Source organism: Flavobacterium sp. FG139, assembly GCF_057809695.1.
In genome coordinates this window covers 41,034-58,351 of sequence record NZ_JBMDKL010000013.1, presented here as the reverse complement: position 1 = coordinate 58,351, position 17,318 = coordinate 41,034, and the positions used below count along the sequence as shown (strand labels likewise).

General features: G+C 35.4%; 17 protein-coding genes. 12 read left to right on the top strand and 5 right to left on the bottom strand.

The annotated features are described in order from the left end of the window. Positions 1-6 precede the first annotated feature (6 nt). The 3 genes from ACODSI_RS11815 to ACODSI_RS11805 all read right to left on the bottom strand — a co-directional run bounded on the left by ACODSI_RS11815 (position 7) and on the right by ACODSI_RS11805 (position 2,486). The gene (locus tag ACODSI_RS11815; RefSeq protein WP_488917058.1) at positions 7-603 is read right to left on the bottom strand and encodes a TetR/AcrR family transcriptional regulator; all 597 of its coding nucleotides are present in this window, start codon (positions 601-603) and stop codon (positions 7-9) included. 83 nt (positions 604-686) lie between these two features. Further along, on the bottom strand, positions 687-1,952 hold the full coding sequence (locus ACODSI_RS11810) for an NAD(P)/FAD-dependent oxidoreductase (RefSeq protein ID WP_488917057.1): 1,266 nt from the start codon (positions 1,950-1,952) through the stop codon (positions 687-689). 3 nt (positions 1,953-1,955) lie between these two features. Next, entirely contained in the window at positions 1,956-2,486 is a 531-nt protein-coding gene (locus ACODSI_RS11805; RefSeq protein ID WP_488917056.1) for a YceI family protein, read from the bottom strand. A gap of 189 nt (positions 2,487-2,675) precedes the next feature. Here ACODSI_RS11805 and ACODSI_RS11800 point away from each other — a divergent pair, with 189 nt between their 5' ends. From ACODSI_RS11800 to ACODSI_RS11780, 5 genes are all read left to right on the top strand, one after another. Further along, the gene (locus ACODSI_RS11800; RefSeq protein WP_488917055.1) at positions 2,676-3,650 is read left to right on the top strand and encodes a polyprenyl synthetase family protein; all 975 of its coding nucleotides are present in this window, start codon (positions 2,676-2,678) and stop codon (positions 3,648-3,650) included. 3 nt (positions 3,651-3,653) lie between these two features. Then, positions 3,654-4,379 carry a hypothetical protein gene (locus ACODSI_RS11795; RefSeq protein ID WP_488917054.1) on the top strand — a complete coding sequence of 242 codons (726 nt, stop codon included), beginning with the start codon at positions 3,654-3,656 and terminating at the stop codon, positions 4,377-4,379. After that, positions 4,380-4,733 (top strand): hypothetical protein, encoded by a 354-nt coding sequence (locus ACODSI_RS11790; RefSeq protein ID WP_488917053.1) that lies wholly within the window; start codon positions 4,380-4,382, stop codon positions 4,731-4,733. It abuts the gene before it with no gap. Positions 4,734-4,986: 253 nt separating this feature from the next. Continuing rightward, positions 4,987-6,102, top strand: coding sequence for a PAS domain-containing sensor histidine kinase (locus ACODSI_RS11785; protein WP_488917052.1), 1,116 nt, complete (start codon positions 4,987-4,989; stop codon positions 6,100-6,102). Next, the gene (locus ACODSI_RS11780) at positions 6,071-6,466 is read left to right on the top strand and encodes a response regulator (RefSeq protein WP_488917051.1); all 396 of its coding nucleotides are present in this window, start codon (positions 6,071-6,073) and stop codon (positions 6,464-6,466) included. The genes ACODSI_RS11785 and ACODSI_RS11780 overlap by 32 nt, the downstream gene beginning before the upstream one ends. Before the next feature lie 332 nt (positions 6,467-6,798). On the opposite strand, the gene ACODSI_RS11775 is transcribed toward ACODSI_RS11780, so the two are convergent. After that, positions 6,799-7,347 (bottom strand): hypothetical protein, encoded by a 549-nt coding sequence (locus tag ACODSI_RS11775; protein WP_488917050.1) that lies wholly within the window; start codon positions 7,345-7,347, stop codon positions 6,799-6,801. A gap of 115 nt (positions 7,348-7,462) precedes the next feature. Here ACODSI_RS11775 and ACODSI_RS11770 point away from each other — a divergent pair, with 115 nt between their 5' ends. The 4 genes from ACODSI_RS11770 (at position 7,463) to ACODSI_RS11755 (ending at position 13,503) form a co-directional block, all read left to right on the top strand. Next, a complete protein-coding gene (locus ACODSI_RS11770) occupies positions 7,463-10,234 on the top strand; it encodes a 2-oxoglutarate dehydrogenase E1 component (protein WP_488917049.1) in 2,772 nt (923 codons plus the stop codon). A 15-nt stretch (positions 10,235-10,249) separates the two neighbouring features. Continuing rightward, positions 10,250-10,840, top strand: coding sequence for a hypothetical protein (locus tag ACODSI_RS11765; RefSeq protein ID WP_488917048.1), 591 nt, complete (start codon positions 10,250-10,252; stop codon positions 10,838-10,840). Between the two features lie 68 nt (positions 10,841-10,908). After that, positions 10,909-12,120 carry a 2-oxoglutarate dehydrogenase complex dihydrolipoyllysine-residue succinyltransferase gene (gene odhB, locus ACODSI_RS11760; RefSeq protein WP_488917047.1) on the top strand — a complete coding sequence of 404 codons (1,212 nt, stop codon included), beginning with the start codon at positions 10,909-10,911 and terminating at the stop codon, positions 12,118-12,120. Between the two features lie 171 nt (positions 12,121-12,291). Next, a complete protein-coding gene (locus ACODSI_RS11755; RefSeq protein ID WP_488917046.1) occupies positions 12,292-13,503 on the top strand; it encodes a TCR/Tet family MFS transporter in 1,212 nt (403 codons plus the stop codon). Positions 13,504-13,626: 123 nt separating this feature from the next. Here ACODSI_RS11755 and ACODSI_RS11750 read toward each other — a convergent pair whose 3' ends face one another. Continuing rightward, a complete protein-coding gene (locus ACODSI_RS11750; RefSeq protein WP_488917045.1) occupies positions 13,627-14,064 on the bottom strand; it encodes a retropepsin-like aspartic protease in 438 nt (145 codons plus the stop codon). Between the two features lie 61 nt (positions 14,065-14,125). On the opposite strand from ACODSI_RS11750, the gene ACODSI_RS11745 reads away from it, so the two are divergent. The 3 genes from ACODSI_RS11745 to ACODSI_RS11735 all read left to right on the top strand — a co-directional run bounded on the left by ACODSI_RS11745 (position 14,126) and on the right by ACODSI_RS11735 (position 17,276). After that, positions 14,126-14,893, top strand: a complete 768-nt coding sequence (locus ACODSI_RS11745; RefSeq protein WP_488917044.1) for a TatD family hydrolase — start codon at positions 14,126-14,128, stop codon at positions 14,891-14,893. A gap of 231 nt (positions 14,894-15,124) precedes the next feature. Beyond that, a complete protein-coding gene (locus ACODSI_RS11740; protein ID WP_488917043.1) occupies positions 15,125-16,261 on the top strand; it encodes a 1-acyl-sn-glycerol-3-phosphate acyltransferase in 1,137 nt (378 codons plus the stop codon). Beyond that, a complete protein-coding gene (locus ACODSI_RS11735; RefSeq protein ID WP_488917042.1) occupies positions 16,251-17,276 on the top strand; it encodes an asparaginase in 1,026 nt (341 codons plus the stop codon). The genes ACODSI_RS11740 and ACODSI_RS11735 overlap by 11 nt, the downstream gene beginning before the upstream one ends. Positions 17,277-17,318 lie beyond the last annotated feature (42 nt).

The window sequence follows — 17,318 nt, the reverse complement described above, 5'->3', positions numbered from 1 at the left end:
TGATGATTATGTATTTAGGTTAGATAATTGTTTTTCGAGTTCTATAATTCCTTTTGGAGTTGCCATAGCTCTGGTGTGGTATTCTAGAGCAAAATTTTCTAATTTGACCGATTCTTTTTCAGAAGCAGTACTTTCTTTTATCGAGAAAATCAGCAAATAATAAAATTTAGCATAAACTTCAACATCCAAATCTTTTCGATACAAATCTTCTTCCATACCTTTAATGATGTTTTGCTTGAACATAGTATTGCAATCTTCAAGCTCGTTAGCAATCATTTTGGAATGGATTTCTGGATAATGCTTTTTGAGTTGATAAACAGGAGAGTTGTCAATTGTTTGAAACATTTCTTTAAACATTCTTCTGATTTCAAAATTTTCTTCAATGGCATTATATTCTTTGGCTATAATTTCATCGATAATCGTGTGTATTTTTTGATGAATTATTTCTGTGCCTTCTTCAATTAAGACTTCTTTGTTGTGAAAATATTTATAAATCGTTTTTTTAGAAATACACATCTCACAGGCAATATCATCCATAGTCACGCTTTTGAAACCCAGTTTCAAGAACATTTCTGTAGCTTTTTTGATGATTTTTTCTTTCATTTTATTCTAAATTTCGAGTGCAAATGTAATCAGGAAACTTTGGAAACAAAAATAGTTTCCTTATATTTTACATAAATTTAACATTAACTTTTCTTCTCAGGTTTGATAATCATTCGTAAGGAAGAGTTTTTTGTGAAATAAGCTATTCCCCAATGATAGAGTGTGTTAACTTTATTTCTTGGCATCGATAGCGACATTAAATGCACAAACAACCAAGCCAACCAAGCGAACGTTCCTTTAAAATGTAGTTTTGGTTTTGGAATGTCAACCACGGCCTTACTTCGACCAATAATGGCCATCGAGCCTTTGTCTTTATATCGAAATGGATGTTCTGATTTTCCAATTTTTTGGTAAATCAAATTTTTGGCAAGATTGCTGCCTTGTTGCATCGCAACTTGTGCCACTTGCGGATGCCCATTTGGAAAATTAGCATCACTGTCCATGTAACATGTATCGCCAATGGCAAATATGTTTTCGGTTGTTGTAACTTTGTTAAATTCATCAACGATCAATCTATTTCCACGACCATAACATTCGTTAGGTAAACCCGAGAATCGCATGGCGGTTACTCCTGCGGCCCAAATTAAATTTTTAGATTTGATGCTGTTTCCTTCTTTAAAATATATGGTTGATCCGTCAAAATCAGACACATGTGTGTTTAAATTTACGACGACACCAATTTCTGTAATGGCCTTTAAAGTATCTTCTTGCGAGGCAATACTCATGGGTGATAAAAGTGCTTCTCCGCCATCAACTAAGTAGATTTTACCATTAATAAATTCCGATAATTCGGGATATTCATTCTTTATTATGGTTTTACTCATTTCGGCAAACATTCCCGATATTTCAACACCAGTCGGTCCACCACCAGCCACTACAATGCGTAATAATTCTTCTTTTTCTTCTCGGTTATTTGAAATCGCTGCGGCTTCTATGCGTTGCAATAAAATGTTTCGCATGTTCAAAGCATCTTCCAGAGTTTTCATCGGAATGGCGTTCTTTTTCACATTTTCCATCCCAAAATAATTGGTCATGGTTCCGGTTGCAATGACTAAATAATCATAGTTGAGTTCACCGTTTGAAAGGATAATTTTGTTTTCATTGGCGTTAATTTCTACCAATTCACCCAGCCAGAATCGGATGTTTTTTGAACCAGAAAACATTTTTCTAAAAGGATAACTAATGGAAGAAGTTTCCAAAAAGCCTGTGGCAACTTGATATAACAAGGGTGGGAAAAAGTTGTAATTGATTTTATCTACCAATACTATCTCGAAACCATCAACATTTGAAAGATTTTTTGCGACGTTCAATCCTGCAAACCCACCGCCAATTATAACTACTTTTTTCATGGTTTAATTTTTTGAAGTAAATTCTATGTTGGCCATTAGGTTGATATTAGAGCCAATTAGTAAACCCGAATTTTCAACATTAGTATTAGAAAACAATTTAAAATCACGACGATTGATTTGTCCAATAATTTCAAAAATAACTTTTGAAAAACCATTTCGAGTTTCAAAGTCTACAATTTTTGCATCTAATTCAACAGTTTTAGTAATGTTGTTTACCGTTAAATCGCCTTTTATAAAATTGATATCGGCATTAATTTTTTCAAATGAAGTAGACTTAAAGCTCACCGTTGGATGTTGTTCTGCATCAAATAAATCATTCAATTTTAGATGACTATCAATGTGTTCTAATTTACCTTCTTTTTTATGAACGTCTACTACAAACTCTATCGAAGCATCTACAAGCTCATCGTTTAGTACTTCTATTGAGCCATTAAATTTATTGATAGAACTTGCCAAATAAGCAATTATAGAATGTCGAGCTCTAATTAAAAAATCGGATTGTTGCGAATTGATAGACCAGTTAGTTGTATTCATTTTGAGAAAGAATTTTATACTATTTTGATGGCAAAGATATACAGGAAACTTTTAATACTAAAATAGTTTCCTTAGTATTTTGATAATTTTAACATTTCAAGCAACCCATGAAACTGTAAAGTAGTTGTGTATTTGTAATCAAATAATATGTAGTTTTGCACTTCTTGTAAACGAAACAAGTCACTCATTATGCAAGCAATCTCACAGTATCAACAACTTATTTCTGATTATTTCACAGCATTACATCTCAATAAAGAACCCAAAAATCTTTATGAACCCATAGAGTATATTTTGCATTTAGGCGGAAAAAGAATGCGTCCAATTTTAACATTAATGGCTGCTGAAGTTTTTGATGTGGATTGTAAAAAAGCATTGGCGGCTGCTACTGCTATTGAGGTTTTTCATAATTTCTCATTAGTGCATGATGATATTATGGACGATGCGCCTTTGCGTCGCGGTAACGAAACCGTTCATGAAAAATGGAACATTAATACTGGAATTCTTTCGGGAGATGCTATGCTGATTTTGGCGTACCAACATTTTGAAGAATACGAGCCAAAAATCTTCAGAGCATTAGCCAAATTATTCAGTAAAACAGCTTTGGAAGTTTGCGAAGGCCAACAATACGACGTCGATTTTGAAACCAGAGACGACGTTACGATTCCAGAATATTTAAAAATGATTGAATACAAAACGGCTGTTTTAGTAGGTGCTGCTATGAAAATGGGCGCTATTGTTGCCGAAACTTCGGAAGAAAACGCCAATTTAATTTATGATTTCGGATTGAATTTGGGGATTGCTTTCCAATTACAAGACGATTATTTAGACGCTTTCGGAAATCCAGAAACCTTCGGAAAGCAAGTTGGCGGCGACATTATCGAAAACAAAAAAACCTATTTGTATTTGAAAGCTATTGAATTTGCGAAATCAGTTGAAAAAGAACAATTGTTGCATTTATTTTCAATTCAACCCGATGATAATACTGATAAAATTAATTCGGTAAAAGAAATTTTCAATCAAACTGGAGCTTCTCAAGCCACTCAACTAGCTATAAAAGAATATACATTCAAAGCTTTTGAAACTCTAGAACAAATGAATATTGATGCTGGTAAAAAAGCACTTTTAAAAGTTTTCGGCGAAAATTTAATGGATCGCAAAGTATAAATTGTGAAGTGGTTTTTGACTTTATCGATTTTCAACAATACCAATAATCACGAACGAGGCGCTTTCTTTTTCACGTTTTGTTTTCCTTTTTTCACCATTGTAGCGTTGTGGATTGATTCGGTTTCTTTTTGTCAAAACCACTTTGATGGAAGAATGCTGACCAACGTTTTAGCCATTACCTATTTTGTGTTCTTCTTCATTTCAGCGCAAGCCAATCTCAGAAAATTGATGTTTTGCATGGTATTTTTGTCGTATATCGGCGAATTACTATTTTGTAAAATATTGGGGTTGTATGCCTATCGCACAGCAGACATTCCACTTTATGTGCCGTTTGGTCACGCTATTGTATATGCATCGGGATTTGTTTTAGCAACCTCGAAATTGGTTAAGACTAACGAAATACTAGTTAGAAAAATTTTCTCAATAGCATTTACATTACTTTTTCTATCGGTTGGTATTTTTCTAAACGATATGTTTTCACTTCTTTTTGGTTTACTGTTTTTCGGTTTGATGAAAAGAAAAAAGTGGCAAAATGTCTATTACACTATTGCACTTTGTGTTATCTTTATAGAGTTGGTTGGAACGTATTGTAAATGTTGGACATGGGTTCCAAAGACATTTAATGCTATCCCAACTGCCAATCCGCCCATGGGAGCCGTGTTTTTCTATGCAGGTGGGGATGTTATTTTGGCAAAAATTGTAAGTTATTGGAAATCAAATAAAGAGTAAATGAATTTTCCCGCACCCACATCTACCGACGAATTGTTGCACAACGCAACAGCCGAAAACTTGTATCAAAACTTAATTCTGCAATTGAATAAAGATTTCAATTTTGCCAACGAACCAGTCGATTTTCATCCCAGTACTACTCCTGATGAATTGAAAGTGCAGTTGCACGAAAAAATCTACCGACTCATTCAGTACAAATTTGCCGAATATTTAAGTCTGCTCTATATTGTGGATGTTCCCGAAGATCAAGTGAAAAAACTAGACGGTTCAGACCTTATGGAATTATCGGAACAAGTTTCTTTTTTGATTTTGAAAAGAGAATGGATGAAGGTGTGGTTTAGAAACCGCTTTTAATTAAATAGTAAAAAACCACTAAAATTAGTAGTCAATACCCAACAAAGGCATTGTAGTGTTTCATGGTTATTTCAATAATTGGTTTGTTGAATAATAGATATTTTTTTGTGACTAACAATCAGACGGATGTTAAAATTATATTCTAATTTTTATTTAAAACATTTATCACTATTTTTGTTAAGAGATAAGATTACGATATTGAAAATATTTTAATTTGCATCAACTGTTCCTTACTTAATTAATCCCCAAACATATGGAAAACTACTTTAAGGAAATAAGGTCACATTTTTTTGATGAAGCCGAAACGTTGTTTTCTATTTGGGATACCAACCTTAACTTTGTGGATGCTAACAAGGCTCTACTCGATATTCTACAAGTAGAAAAAGAACAGCTCATGGGTCAAAATATATCTAAAATGGCTCCTGATACTATAACCAGTGGGCGTTTTGATATATACAAGCAAGTCCTAGAAACTGGTAAAACTGCTATAATTGATGAGGTGAAAACGCATCCTGATTTGGATATTGGTAGTCAATATTACAGAGTAAAAATTTTTAAAATGAAATATGGCATTGGTGTTATCAGTAAAAACATCACCGACCTGAAAATTATCATTAATGATGACATTCAAAAATTACAAGAACAGGCCAGTTTACTACAATATCAAAACACTCAATTATCCGATTTCTGTAATATTGTATCACATAATTTAAGAGCTCCTCTAGTAAATCTTGGTATGCTGACAGATTTTATAGGAGAAAGCAATAATCTTGAGGAATTAAAGGAGTTGTCTTCTAGGTTAAAGCCTGTTATCGAAGGGCTTAATGAGACATTTGATTGTCTAATAGAAACACTTCAATTTCGTTTAGATAAAGAAATAAAAATGGATCAAATTAACCTAGAGGAAAGGACAAACAAAATTCTTAAGGAATTTGAACCTGAAAAAGAAGTCAGTAAAGCTAATGTAAAAATAAATTTTGAATCCTTCCCAGAGATCACTTATCCCCGAAAATATATTGACAGTATCTTGTCTAATTTGATTAGCAACGCATTTAAATATAGATCTCCCAACCGTAATCTTGAACTCAACCTGAGGACTGTGGTAAGGCATGGGAAAGTGCTTTTGGTTGTAAAAGATAATGGCTTAGGTATTGATTTGAATATGCATCATGATCGTATGTTCAAAATAAGGAAAGTATTTCACAAACATCCTCAAGCAAGAGGTTTTGGTTTGTTTATGATAAAAAACCAGATTGAATCAATGGGGGATACCATCTATATTAAAAGCAAAATAAATCGAGGAAGCACCTTTTACATCGAATTTAAAAATCAAAAAAATGACACAAAAGAAATTAGTATTGGTGGATGATGATCAAATTTTTGTTTATTTAACTGCAAAGGCAATTGAACAGACCAAACTTATCGATTTGATAAAGATTTTTGATAACGGATTGGATGCTATTAATTTTTTAAAAGAAAATTCTGGAGAACCTCAATCGTTACCGGAAGTGATACTTTTAGATCTTTCGATGCCCATCATGGATGGCTGGCAGTTTTTAGAAGAATATATTTTTTTGCAACCAAAATTGACTAAAAAAATCATCATTTATATCGTTTCCTCTTCTATCACTCCTGCAGATATAATTAGGGCAAAAAACATCAGTGAGGTTTCAGATTATATTATTAAACCTGTTACCAAAGAAAAACTAATTGAAGTTGTAAAGCAACTATAATAATTACTAGAATATTTCCTGTTTTTAAAAAAAAAACTATTAATTACCTATAAAAAGGAAGTTTTTAAAAAAAAGAGTAGGCTATTCATATTAGTTTAAATCCATAAACCTTATAAAAGGATAACTAAGTTTTTTGGTTACAAAATCTTCTTGGTGATTAAATCGTCGGTAATAATTATGACATTTATAATTTTATTATTATCCGTTCGAGTATAATTTTGTTTTTGGCTAAACAAACAGAATTCCTTGTTATAAGATTTTGGCCAATAAATGGAGTCATTTTAACGCAATGAAGTTACAAAGCTAATAGAACCTTAGTGTTCAATTAGGCATTAGAAATATACTCTAATAAACGGCATCAAAGCATCACTATAAACGCTTTTGTCTTTATCAAAAAGAAGGTTGTATCGAAGACCAACCGTTACGTTATCCATGCGGTAACCAGCGCCTACATACAAACCCGTATTCCAAAAGTTATCTTTTAAGTTGGGTCCGCCAACCATTTGTAAGGTCGAGTTCACACGCACTTGTTCCAGCTCTAATGAAATTTGTGCTTCTTCAATTGGATTGAAAAGTGTGATAAAATTAGCCCCATAAATAGCAGAAGTGTAATAATCTCGTTGTGAAACAAAACTTCCTTGTAGTCCAACACCCATAGAAACATAGCGGTTAAAGTTGTAAATCGCACTCGGAGCCACGGTTACGTCAGTGAAACCAGAACCAATGCTCAAACCCAATCCACCACCAAATTGAACGTGCTCCCAAAAATCGCTTTTTTGTTGTTTTTGAGTGCCTTCCTGTCCATAAACTCCAAAACTTAAACCAATAAAAAACAAAATGGATAGTGTTTTTGTTAAATTTTTTATAGAATTCGTTTTCATACCAATGTATATATTTATTTAGCGATATAAATGTAGCAAAAACATTGAAAGATTGTTATAAATATTTTACTTTTGCAGTAATTTTTTAACTACAAGAGTACTTATATATATAAATATGGATAGGTTTTCCTTTTTAAACGCAGCACATACTCAATTTTTTGCCGATTTATACGAACAATATACTCAAAATCCAGACGCTGTTGAGCCAAGCTGGAGAGCTTTTTTTCAGGGTTTCGACTTTGGAATGGAGACGTATAATGAAGAAAATGCTGGAGCCCAATTGGCTAATTATGCTGCAACTTCATCTGATAACGGAGCAATTTCTGAAAAACTTCAAAAAGAATTTAATGTTTTAAAACTGATTGACGGCTACCGCACTCGTGGACACCTTTTTACAGAAACCAATCCAGTTCGCGATAGAAGAACCTATGAGCCGAATTTAGACTTAGTGAATTTCGGACTTTCGGATGCCGATTTGAATACGGTTTTTGATGCTGCTAAAGTATTAGGACACCAACCATCGACATTAAAAGATATTATTACGCATCTTAAAAACGTGTATTGCCAACACATTGGTATCGAATACATGTACATGAGAAAACCTGAAGTCATTCAGTGGATTCAAAATAGAATTAACATCAACGACAATCTTCCTAAATTTGATGCCGATCAAAAGAAACACATTTTAGGAAAATTAAATGAAGCGGTTTCATTCGAAAATTTCCTTCACACGAAATATGTAGGTCAAAAACGTTTCTCTCTTGAAGGTGGCGAAAGTATTATTCCGGCATTAGACGCGGTAATTGAAGCAGCTGCTGAAAAAGGAGTAGAGCATTTCGTAATGGGAATGGCACACCGTGGTCGTTTGAATGTTTTAGCTAATATTTTTGGGAAAAACACGCAAGATATCTTCTCCGAATTTGACGGAAAAGACTACGATAAAGAATATTTTGACGGAGACGTTAAATACCATTTGGGATTAACTTCTGAAAGAACTACTGCATCAGGTAAAAAAATCAACCTGAATTTAGCGCCCAATCCTTCGCATTTAGAAACAGTTGGAGCTGTTATTGAAGGAATTGCACGTGCCAAACAAGACCGTCATTTTCCAAACGATTTCTCAAAAGTGTTACCCATTGCCGTTCACGGTGATGCGGCAGTAGCAGGTCAAGGAATTGTATACGAAATTGTTCAAATGGCGCAATTGGACGGTTATAGAACTGGTGGAACCATTCATATTGTCATCAACAATCAAGTCGGATTTACAACCAATTACCAAGATGCTCGTTCGTCAACCTATTGTACTGATGTGGCCAAAGTTACTTTGTCGCCAGTACTTCACGTAAATGCCGACGATGCCGAAGCAGTGGTTCACGCGATGCTTTTTGCCTTAGATTTCCGTATGGAATTTGGAAGAGACGTGTTCATCGATTTATTAGGATACAGAAAATACGGTCATAACGAAGGTGATGAGCCTCGTTTTACACAACCGGTTTTATATAAAATTATCGCCAAGCATCAAAATCCAAGAGAAATTTATGCAGAGAAATTAATCACTGCTGGGATTGTAGATGCGGCCTATTTGACTCAAATTGAAAACGATTACAAAGCCGATTTAGATCAAAATTTGGAAGCGTCACGTAAGAAAAGTTTAACCATTATCAAACCATTTATGCAAGATGAATGGAGTGGTTTCGAACAAGTTTCAGACGATGTGATGCTGCAAAAAGTCGATACTAAATTCGATAAAAAACAATTAGATGAAATTATCGAAGTGGTTTCTACTTTACCATCGGATAAAAAATTCATCAATAAAATATCTAAAATTGTTACCGATAGAAAAACCATGTATGATAACAATGTTATCGATTGGGGAACGGCAGAAACGCTGGCTTACGGGTCACTTTTAACAGAAGGATACGATGTTCGTGTTTCAGGACAAGATGTGGAAAGAGGAACGTTTTCACACCGTCATGCGGTAGTAAAAGTAGAAGATAGCGAAGAAGAAGTAATTCTTTTAGACACTTTAAAAAACAGCAAAGGTAGATTTCAAATTTACAATTCGCTATTGTCCGAATATGGTGTGTTAGGTTTTGATTATGGGTATGCTTTAGCATCGCCAAAAACTCTAACCATTTGGGAAGCACAATTTGGAGATTTCTCTAACGGTTGCCAAATCATGATCGATCAATACATTTCGTGTGGCGAAGACAAATGGAACAACCAAAACGGAATCGTAATGTTGTTGCCTCACGGCTATGAAGGTCAAGGTGCAGAACACTCATCGGCTAGAATGGAGCGTTATTTACAACTTTGCGCTCGTCATAATATGTATGTAGCCGATTGTACTACGCCAGCCAACTTCTTCCACTTGTTGCGCAGACAAATGAAAACCAATTTCCGTAAACCCTTGGTGGTATTCTCGCCGAAAAGTTTGTTGCGTCACCCATTGTGCGTGTCAACGCAAGAAGAATTATACAACGGACAATTTCAAGAAACGATTGACGATAAATCGGTAGACAAGAAAAAAGTAAAAACTGTGGTTTTCGTAACCGGTAAATTCTACTATGATATCTTGGCCGAAAGAGAAAAATTAGAACGCAATGATGTAGCTTTGGTGCGTATCGAGCAGTTGTTTCCGTTGCCAGTGGCTCAATTGAAAGACATTATTGCTAGTTATCCCAATGCCGACGATTACGTTTGGGCTCAAGAAGAACCTAAAAACATGGGTGCTTACAGCTATATGTTGATGAATTTCGATTTAGTTAAATGGAGATTGGCATCACTTAAAGCGTATGCCGCACCAGCAGCAGGAAGTAGCACTCGTGATAGAAGACGTCATGCCGATGCGATACGAATGGTTTTTGATAAAAATTTATTTAGATAGTTTTTAAAATCTATTATGAAAAAGCTACTAGTATTCTTTCTCTTTGCAACACTATTTTCTTTTGGACAAGAAATAGAAACACCAAAAGAAGGCAAAGTTTTAGTGTATTTTACAAGATATGATGCCACAGGGTTTTTAATTAATTTTAAATATTTTGATGGAGATAAATATTTAGGGAAGTTCAATTATGGCAAATATATGGTTTATGAATGCGAACCAGGTAAGCATGTCTTTTGGTCAAAGTCTGAAAATTTCGATTTTGTAGAAGCTTCTTTAGAAGCAGGTAAAACTTATATAATTGATTCCAGACCTCAAATGGGTGCATTCAAGGCAGGAGTAAAATTAGTAGTTTTCAATAAAGAACTAGAAAACTACGATAGATATAAAAAACGAATTTTCAAATCAATAGAAAAAGGTGAACGGTATCTACCATCAGAAGAAGAAGTAAAGAAAGAAGCTGATGAAATTAAAGATACTATTGAAAAGGGAATGGAAAAATTCAACAAACTGAAAAGTGAGAATTCAGACCGAATTGAAACTCTTACAGATGGGATGTTTTATGATAAGGATTTTTTTGTTGAAAAAGATTACACAAAAAAAGAGTAAAAGATAAAATACGTCAAATTTTTGACAAGATATAATTGATAATAACACACTTATAAAATTATAAAAGGATGATTTTAGAAATGAAAGTGCCTTCACCAGGCGAATCGATAAAAGAAGTTGAAATCGCAACGTGGTTAGTAAAAGATGGCGATTATGTAGAAAAAGACCAAGCGATTGCTGAAGTAGATTCAGACAAAGCAACTTTGGAATTACCAGCAGAAGCTAGCGGAATTATTACGCTTAAAGCAGAAGAAGGTGATGCTGTAGCGGTTGGCGCGGTCGTTTGTTTAATCGACACCAGTGCAGCTAAACCAAGTGGTGCTGCTCCAGTAGCAGAAGCTCCTAAGGTTGAAGAGAAAAAAGTAGAAGCTCCTAAGGCAGCTCCAGTAGTAGAAAAAACGTATGCTACGCAAGCGCCATCTCCAGCAGCTAAGAAAATATTAGACGAGAAAAACATCCAACCAACAGATGTTGTTGGAACAGGAAAAGGTGGAAGAATCACTAAAGATGATGCGGTAAACGCAGTGCCATCTATGGGAACTCCAACTAGTGGTAATCGTGGTTCTGAACGAACAAAATTATCCATGTTGCGTCGTAAAGTAGCCGAAAGATTGGTTGCTGCTAAAAATGAAACGGCTATGTTGACTACATTCAATGAAGTAGACATGACGGCTATTTATGCTTTGAGAGCGCAATATAAAGATGCTTTTAAAGACAAACACGGATTAGGCTTAGGCTTCATGTCGTTCTTTACTAAAGCAGTGACTAGAGCATTACAATTATTTCCAGATGTGAACTCGATGATTGATGGTCAAGAGAAAATTTCGTATGATTTCTGTGATATTTCAGTAGCGGTTTCGGGTCCAAAAGGATTGATGGTTCCTGTAATGAGAAATGCAGAAACATTATCTTTCCGTGGTGTTGAAGCCGAAATCAAGCGCTTAGCTATTCGTGCTCGTGACGGACAAATTACGGTTGATGAAATGACAGGAGGAACATTCACTATTTCTAATGGAGGTGTTTTTGGAAGTATGTTGTCTACGCCAATTATCAATCCGCCACAATCGGGTATTTTAGGAATGCACAATGTGGTTGACAGAGCTATTGTTAAAAACGGACAAATCGTTATTGCTCCAGTGATGTATGTTGCTTTATCGTATGATCACAGAATCATTGACGGACGTGAGTCTGTTGGATTCTTGGTAGCCGTAAAAGAAGCATTAGAAAACCCAGAAGAAATTTTGATGGGTGGCAATGCTAAGAAAGCTTTAGAATTGTAAAATTAAGTTTTAATAAATATTGAAATCCCGTTTAGGAAACTGAACGGGATTTTTTGTTTATTTGCACCATTGCGTTAGGGATAGCAGTGGAAATACTTTTGTTTTTTATTTAAAACAAAAGATTGGAACGTATAGCCCGACCCTTGTGGTAACGCCCAAAAACTAATTATTATGTCGACGAATAAAAAAACGGCTGCTATCGGATTTATTTTTATCACGATGTTAATTGATATCACAGGATGGGGAATTATCATTCCGGTGATTCCTAAATTGATCAAAGAATTGATTCATGGTGACATTAGTGAAGCGGCTAAATATGGCGGTTGGCTTACTTTTGCGTATGCAATTACGCAATTTCTTTTTGCACCGTTAATTGGAAATTTGAGTGACAAATTTGGACGGCGTCCCATCATATTGATTTCGCTTTTTGCTTTTTCAATGGATTATTTGTTGCTCGCTTTTGCGCCAACGATAACTTGGCTTTTTATTGGAAGGATTATAGCTGGATTAACTGGTGCTAGTATAACCACAGCTTCGGCGTATATTGCCGATGTGAGTACACCCGAAAACAGAGCCAAAAATTTTGGGATGATTGGTGCGGCTTTCGGACTCGGATTCATCATCGGACCGGTTATGGGAGGGTTTCTTGGGCACTACGGTTCTCGAGTTCCGTTTTATGCTGCAGCGGTATTGTGTATGTTGAATTTCTTATACGGTTATTTTATTTTACCCGAGTCGTTATCTCAAGAGAATAGGAGAAATTTCAATTTAAAAAGAGCCAATCCTATTGGTGCTTTTATGAACATGAGAAAGCGTCCGGCGCTATATGGATTGCTGTTTTCTCTTTTTTTAGTATACGTTGCTTCCCATTCCATTCAAGGAAATTGGAGTTATTTTACGATGTATCAATTTGGTTGGGATGAAAAAATGGTCGGGATTTCTTTGGGCGTAATCGGACTTTTAGTCGGATTGGTGCAAGGCGTTTTGATACGATGGATCAATCCGAGATTAGGAAATGAGAAGAGTATTTATGTGGGGTTGGCCTTATATACTTTGGGACTTTCGTTATTTGCAGTGGCTACGGAAAGTTGGATGGTATTTGTGTTTTTGATTCCGTATTGCCTTGGCGGAATAGCCGGTCCGGCGATGCAAGCCGTTATTTCAAGCAAAGTTGATGCTACAGAACAAGGCGAAATTCAAGGCACCTTATCCAGTTTGATGAGTGCTTCTACCATTATCGGTCCGCCTTTAATGTCGAGTGTTTTTTACTATTTTACACACAATGAAGCGCCGTTTAAATTTGCTGGAGCACCATTTGTTTTGGGAGCAGCCTTAATGTTAATCAGCACGGTGATTGCTTATTTTTCGTTTAAGAACAAATAATTTAGGCCATACGATTACACGCTAGCCCTGATGGAAGGGAAAAGCCTTTTTCGTTTATCAAACGAAAAAGCTTGGAATGACAGCAGGAATAGGGTTTGTAGAAAATGCCCAAGCCATTCGCTTCTATTTTAAATACACACAATGGTTGAAATAATCGATGATGGCTTTTCCTTGGAGCAACACATCGGCACCAATAATACCCTGAACCGGTTTGGCTTTATATTGTTGCAACGCTTCGTTGACATGCGATAAATCAAAAATTACCAAGTGAAATTCGGTGTCTTTCCACCGACCGAGTTGTAAGGTATTGTCTTTGGCAATTTGGGTAAACATGCCCGTAGCACCGGCACCAGCCGCTTTGGTTTTAGAGCTTCCGGCGGTGAGTTGAAACAATTCGATGCTTTCAAACCCAACACACGTATTACTGGCTCCAGTATCGAGAATAAAGTTTCCTTTTACCCCATTAATACTGGCTTTTACGAGTAAATGTTGCGTTTTTGAAACTTTAAAATTTATTTTTTTGTATCCTTCTTTTTTGAGGATTGATTGCATGGCTTCCATAATTCAAAAGTAACAGAAAAATTGGAAATAAACTTTGTAACTTTGCCTTTTAAATTTGAAAATGATTCTTACCGATACCCACACCCATTTATATTCTTCCCAGTTTCAAGACGATCGTAGCGAAATGATTCTGCGTGCTATTGATGCTGGCGTTTCCCGATTTTTTATTCCGGCAATCGATTCGACGTATACGCAAAAAATGTACGATTTGGAGCAACTATTTCCTGAAAATATCTTTTTGATGATGGGCTTGCATCCCTGCTATGTGAAGGAAAATTATCTGGAAGAATTGGCGCATGTGGAAGCTCAATTTGCCAAAAGAAAGTTCTACGCTGTTGGTGAAATCGGGATTGATTTGTTTTGGGATAAAACGTTTTTGAAAGAACAGCAACAGGCGTTTCAGCATCAAATACAATTAGCAAAAAAACATAAATTAGGAATTAACATTCACTGTCGTGATGCATTTGACGAAACGTTTGAAGTGTTGGAAAGCGAAAAAGCGGCTGATTTATTTGGAATTTTTCATTGTTTCACTGGCGATTTGGCGCAGGCGAAACGTGCTATTTCATTGGGATTAAAACTCGGAATAGGCGGAGTAGCTACTTTTAAAAATGGAAAAATCGATCAGTTTTTACATGAAATCGATTTGCAACACATTGTTTTAGAAACCGATGCACCTTATCTAGCACCGGCGCCGCATCGTGGCAAGCGAAACGAAAGCAGTTATACGGTATTGGTAGCTCAAAAATTAGCCGAGATTTATAATCTTCCTATAGAAGAAATTGCACGAATTACTACAAAAAATTCCAAAGCCATTTTTGGGATTTAATAGGAAACAAACAACCAGTTTCAAAATATAAAATTAGCCACGAATTACACGAATTAAAACAAATTTGTGTGATGTAATAATATGCAAATCAAAAAAAAGCGGATAAAATTCGTGATAATTTGTGCAATTTGTGGTAAAATGGACAAGAGTCTACTCTAGGATTTAACCATAAAGTAATCAAAAAGTCATATTTTTTTTGTTCATTTGTTATTCTAAAAAATCAGAACCAAAATGCAGAAGTTTGATGCAATTCGACCGTATTATGATACCGAAGTAAACGAGGGAATTCGTTCGTGTTTAAATCACCCAATGATGAAAGCCATAATGGATTTTACCTTTCCAGAGGTAGATGATGAAATATGGAAAGAGCAATTGAGAAGAACGCATTCGATACGCGATTTTCAATGCAATTTCATCTACCAATCGGTGCAGAAAGTGCTCGAAAAATCGTCGGAAGGATTGACCACATCGGGTTTTGAGAAGTTGGAAAAGAATACATCGTATCTTTTTATTTCCAACCATAGAGATATTATTTTAGATACGTCTTTGCTTAATGTGTGTTTGTTTGATCATGGCTTAGTGATGACAGCATCGGCTATTGGCGACAATTTGGTCAAGAAAGATTTTCTCTTAAAATTGTCAAAATTAAACCGAAATTTTTTGGTACAAAGAGGTTTGCCACCACGTGAATTGTTGCAAAGTTCGAAACTTATGGCCGAATACATTGCACAATTGTTATTGCGTGAAAATCGTTCGGTATGGATTGCGCAACGTGAAGGCCGAACTAAAGACGGAAACGATGCCACTCACACAGGAGTTTTAAAAATGCTCGGAATGGGTTCGGACGAAAAAAATCTGATGGATTATTTTAAGAAGATTAAGATTGTTCCGGTTTCAATTTCCTACGAATACGATCCAACGGATGCTTTAAAAATGCCGCAATTAATGGCAGAAGCTAAAGCTGAGATATATGTCAAAGAGAAAAACGAAGATTTTATTACACTTTTAAGCGGAATTATAGGTCAGAAGAAACGCATTCACATTCATGTTGGTGATGTTTTAGATTCAGAAATTGATGCCATTGTAGCTGAAAATGATAATAATAACAAACAAATTCAAGCTTTGGCACAAGCCATAGACGATTCTATATTACAATCGTATAAATTGTGGCCTACCAATTATATTGCTTATGATTTACTGCACAAAACCAACCAATACAGTAATCAGTATACCGAAGATGAAAAATCATTATTCGAACGTCGTTTAGAAATGAAAATAGACGTTTCTAATCCGATAATGATGGACGGATTTTTAGCGATGTATGCCAATCCAGTGGTCAATAAGTCGAAATACGAAAATGCAATCTAAACCTAACATATTGCTCATTTATACTGGTGGAACTATCGGTATGATGAAAGATTTTGAGACTGGTGCTTTAAAGGCATTCAACTTCAAAAAGTTATTGCAAAAAATTCCGGAAATCAAGCAATTGGATTGTGATATCCAAACCTTTTCTTTTGAAAAACCCATAGATTCGTCTAATATGAATCCTGAAAAATGGGTTCAAATCGCTACAATTATCGAAGAAAATTATGCCAATTTTGATGGGTTTGTAGTGCTTCACGGTTCGGATACCATGTCGTATTCGGCATCGGCATTGAGTTTCATGTTGGAAAATCTAGCAAAACCTGTTGTGTTTACTGGGTCACAATTGCCTATTGGCGATTTGCGTACGGATGCTAAAGAAAATTTAATTACAGCGATTCAAATTGCTTCGTTGCAACAGAAAGGCAAGCCAGTTATTCACGAAGTATGTTTGTATTTTGAATACAAATTGTATCGGGGTAATCGTACTACCAAAATCAACGCCGAACATTTCAATGCTTTTACATCGCCCAACTACGCTTCTTTAGCAGAATCGGGTGTGCATTTGAATGTAAATTCTAGTTTTTTATTCCCTAAATCCACTAAGAAGTTTGTCGTTCATAAAGAATTAGACGATCATGTAGTGGTGGTAAAAATGTTTCCTGGCATCAACGAATTGGTGTTGACCGCTTTGATTGCTATTCCGAATTTAAAAGGCATTGTTTTAGAAACGTATGGTTCTGGAAATGCGCCAACCGAGGATTGGTTTATCCAAATTTTGAAGAAAGCCATCAAAAGTGGTTTGTACATTATTAATGTTACCCAATGTTCGGGCGGAAGTGTGAATATGGGACAATACGAAACCAGTACCCAATTAAAAAAGATCGGAGTGATTTCGGGTAAAGACATCACTACGGAAGCAGCGATAACCAAATTGATGTATTTGTTAGGTCAAAAGGTAGCGCCCAACGTATTTAAAACCATATTTGAAACTTCTTTACGAGGTGAGATGCAATAAGCTTTGATATTTGCTAAATTTTGTGGTTATTTGCACTACAAT

Excerpts from the sequence above, each read along its gene's own strand:
- ACODSI_RS11815 (WP_488917058.1), bottom strand. The coding sequence starts at position 603 with ATGAAAGAAAAAATCATCAAAAAAGCTACAGAAATGTTCTTGAAACTG.
- ACODSI_RS11810 (WP_488917057.1), bottom strand. The coding sequence starts at position 1,952 with ATGAAAAAAGTAGTTATAATTGGCGGTGGGTTTGCAGGATTGAACGTC.
- ACODSI_RS11805 (WP_488917056.1), bottom strand. The coding sequence starts at position 2,486 with ATGAATACAACTAACTGGTCTATCAATTCGCAACAATCCGATTTTTTA.
- ACODSI_RS11800 (WP_488917055.1), top strand. The coding sequence starts at position 2,676 with ATGCAAGCAATCTCACAGTATCAACAACTTATTTCTGATTATTTCACA.
- ACODSI_RS11790 (WP_488917053.1), top strand. The coding sequence starts at position 4,380 with ATGAATTTTCCCGCACCCACATCTACCGACGAATTGTTGCACAACGCA.
- ACODSI_RS11785 (WP_488917052.1), top strand. The coding sequence starts at position 4,987 with ATGGAAAACTACTTTAAGGAAATAAGGTCACATTTTTTTGATGAAGCC.
- ACODSI_RS11780 (WP_488917051.1), top strand. The coding sequence starts at position 6,071 with ATGACACAAAAGAAATTAGTATTGGTGGATGATGATCAAATTTTTGTT.
- ACODSI_RS11775 (WP_488917050.1), bottom strand. The coding sequence starts at position 7,347 with ATGAAAACGAATTCTATAAAAAATTTAACAAAAACACTATCCATTTTG.
- ACODSI_RS11770 (WP_488917049.1), top strand. The coding sequence starts at position 7,463 with ATGGATAGGTTTTCCTTTTTAAACGCAGCACATACTCAATTTTTTGCC.
- ACODSI_RS11765 (WP_488917048.1), top strand. The coding sequence starts at position 10,250 with ATGAAAAAGCTACTAGTATTCTTTCTCTTTGCAACACTATTTTCTTTT.
- odhB (WP_488917047.1), top strand. The coding sequence starts at position 10,909 with ATGATTTTAGAAATGAAAGTGCCTTCACCAGGCGAATCGATAAAAGAA.
- ACODSI_RS11755 (WP_488917046.1), top strand. The coding sequence starts at position 12,292 with ATGTCGACGAATAAAAAAACGGCTGCTATCGGATTTATTTTTATCACG.
- ACODSI_RS11750 (WP_488917045.1), bottom strand. The coding sequence starts at position 14,064 with ATGGAAGCCATGCAATCAATCCTCAAAAAAGAAGGATACAAAAAAATA.
- ACODSI_RS11745 (WP_488917044.1), top strand. The coding sequence starts at position 14,126 with ATGATTCTTACCGATACCCACACCCATTTATATTCTTCCCAGTTTCAA.
- ACODSI_RS11740 (WP_488917043.1), top strand. The coding sequence starts at position 15,125 with ATGCAGAAGTTTGATGCAATTCGACCGTATTATGATACCGAAGTAAAC.
- ACODSI_RS11735 (WP_488917042.1), top strand. The coding sequence starts at position 16,251 with ATGCAATCTAAACCTAACATATTGCTCATTTATACTGGTGGAACTATC.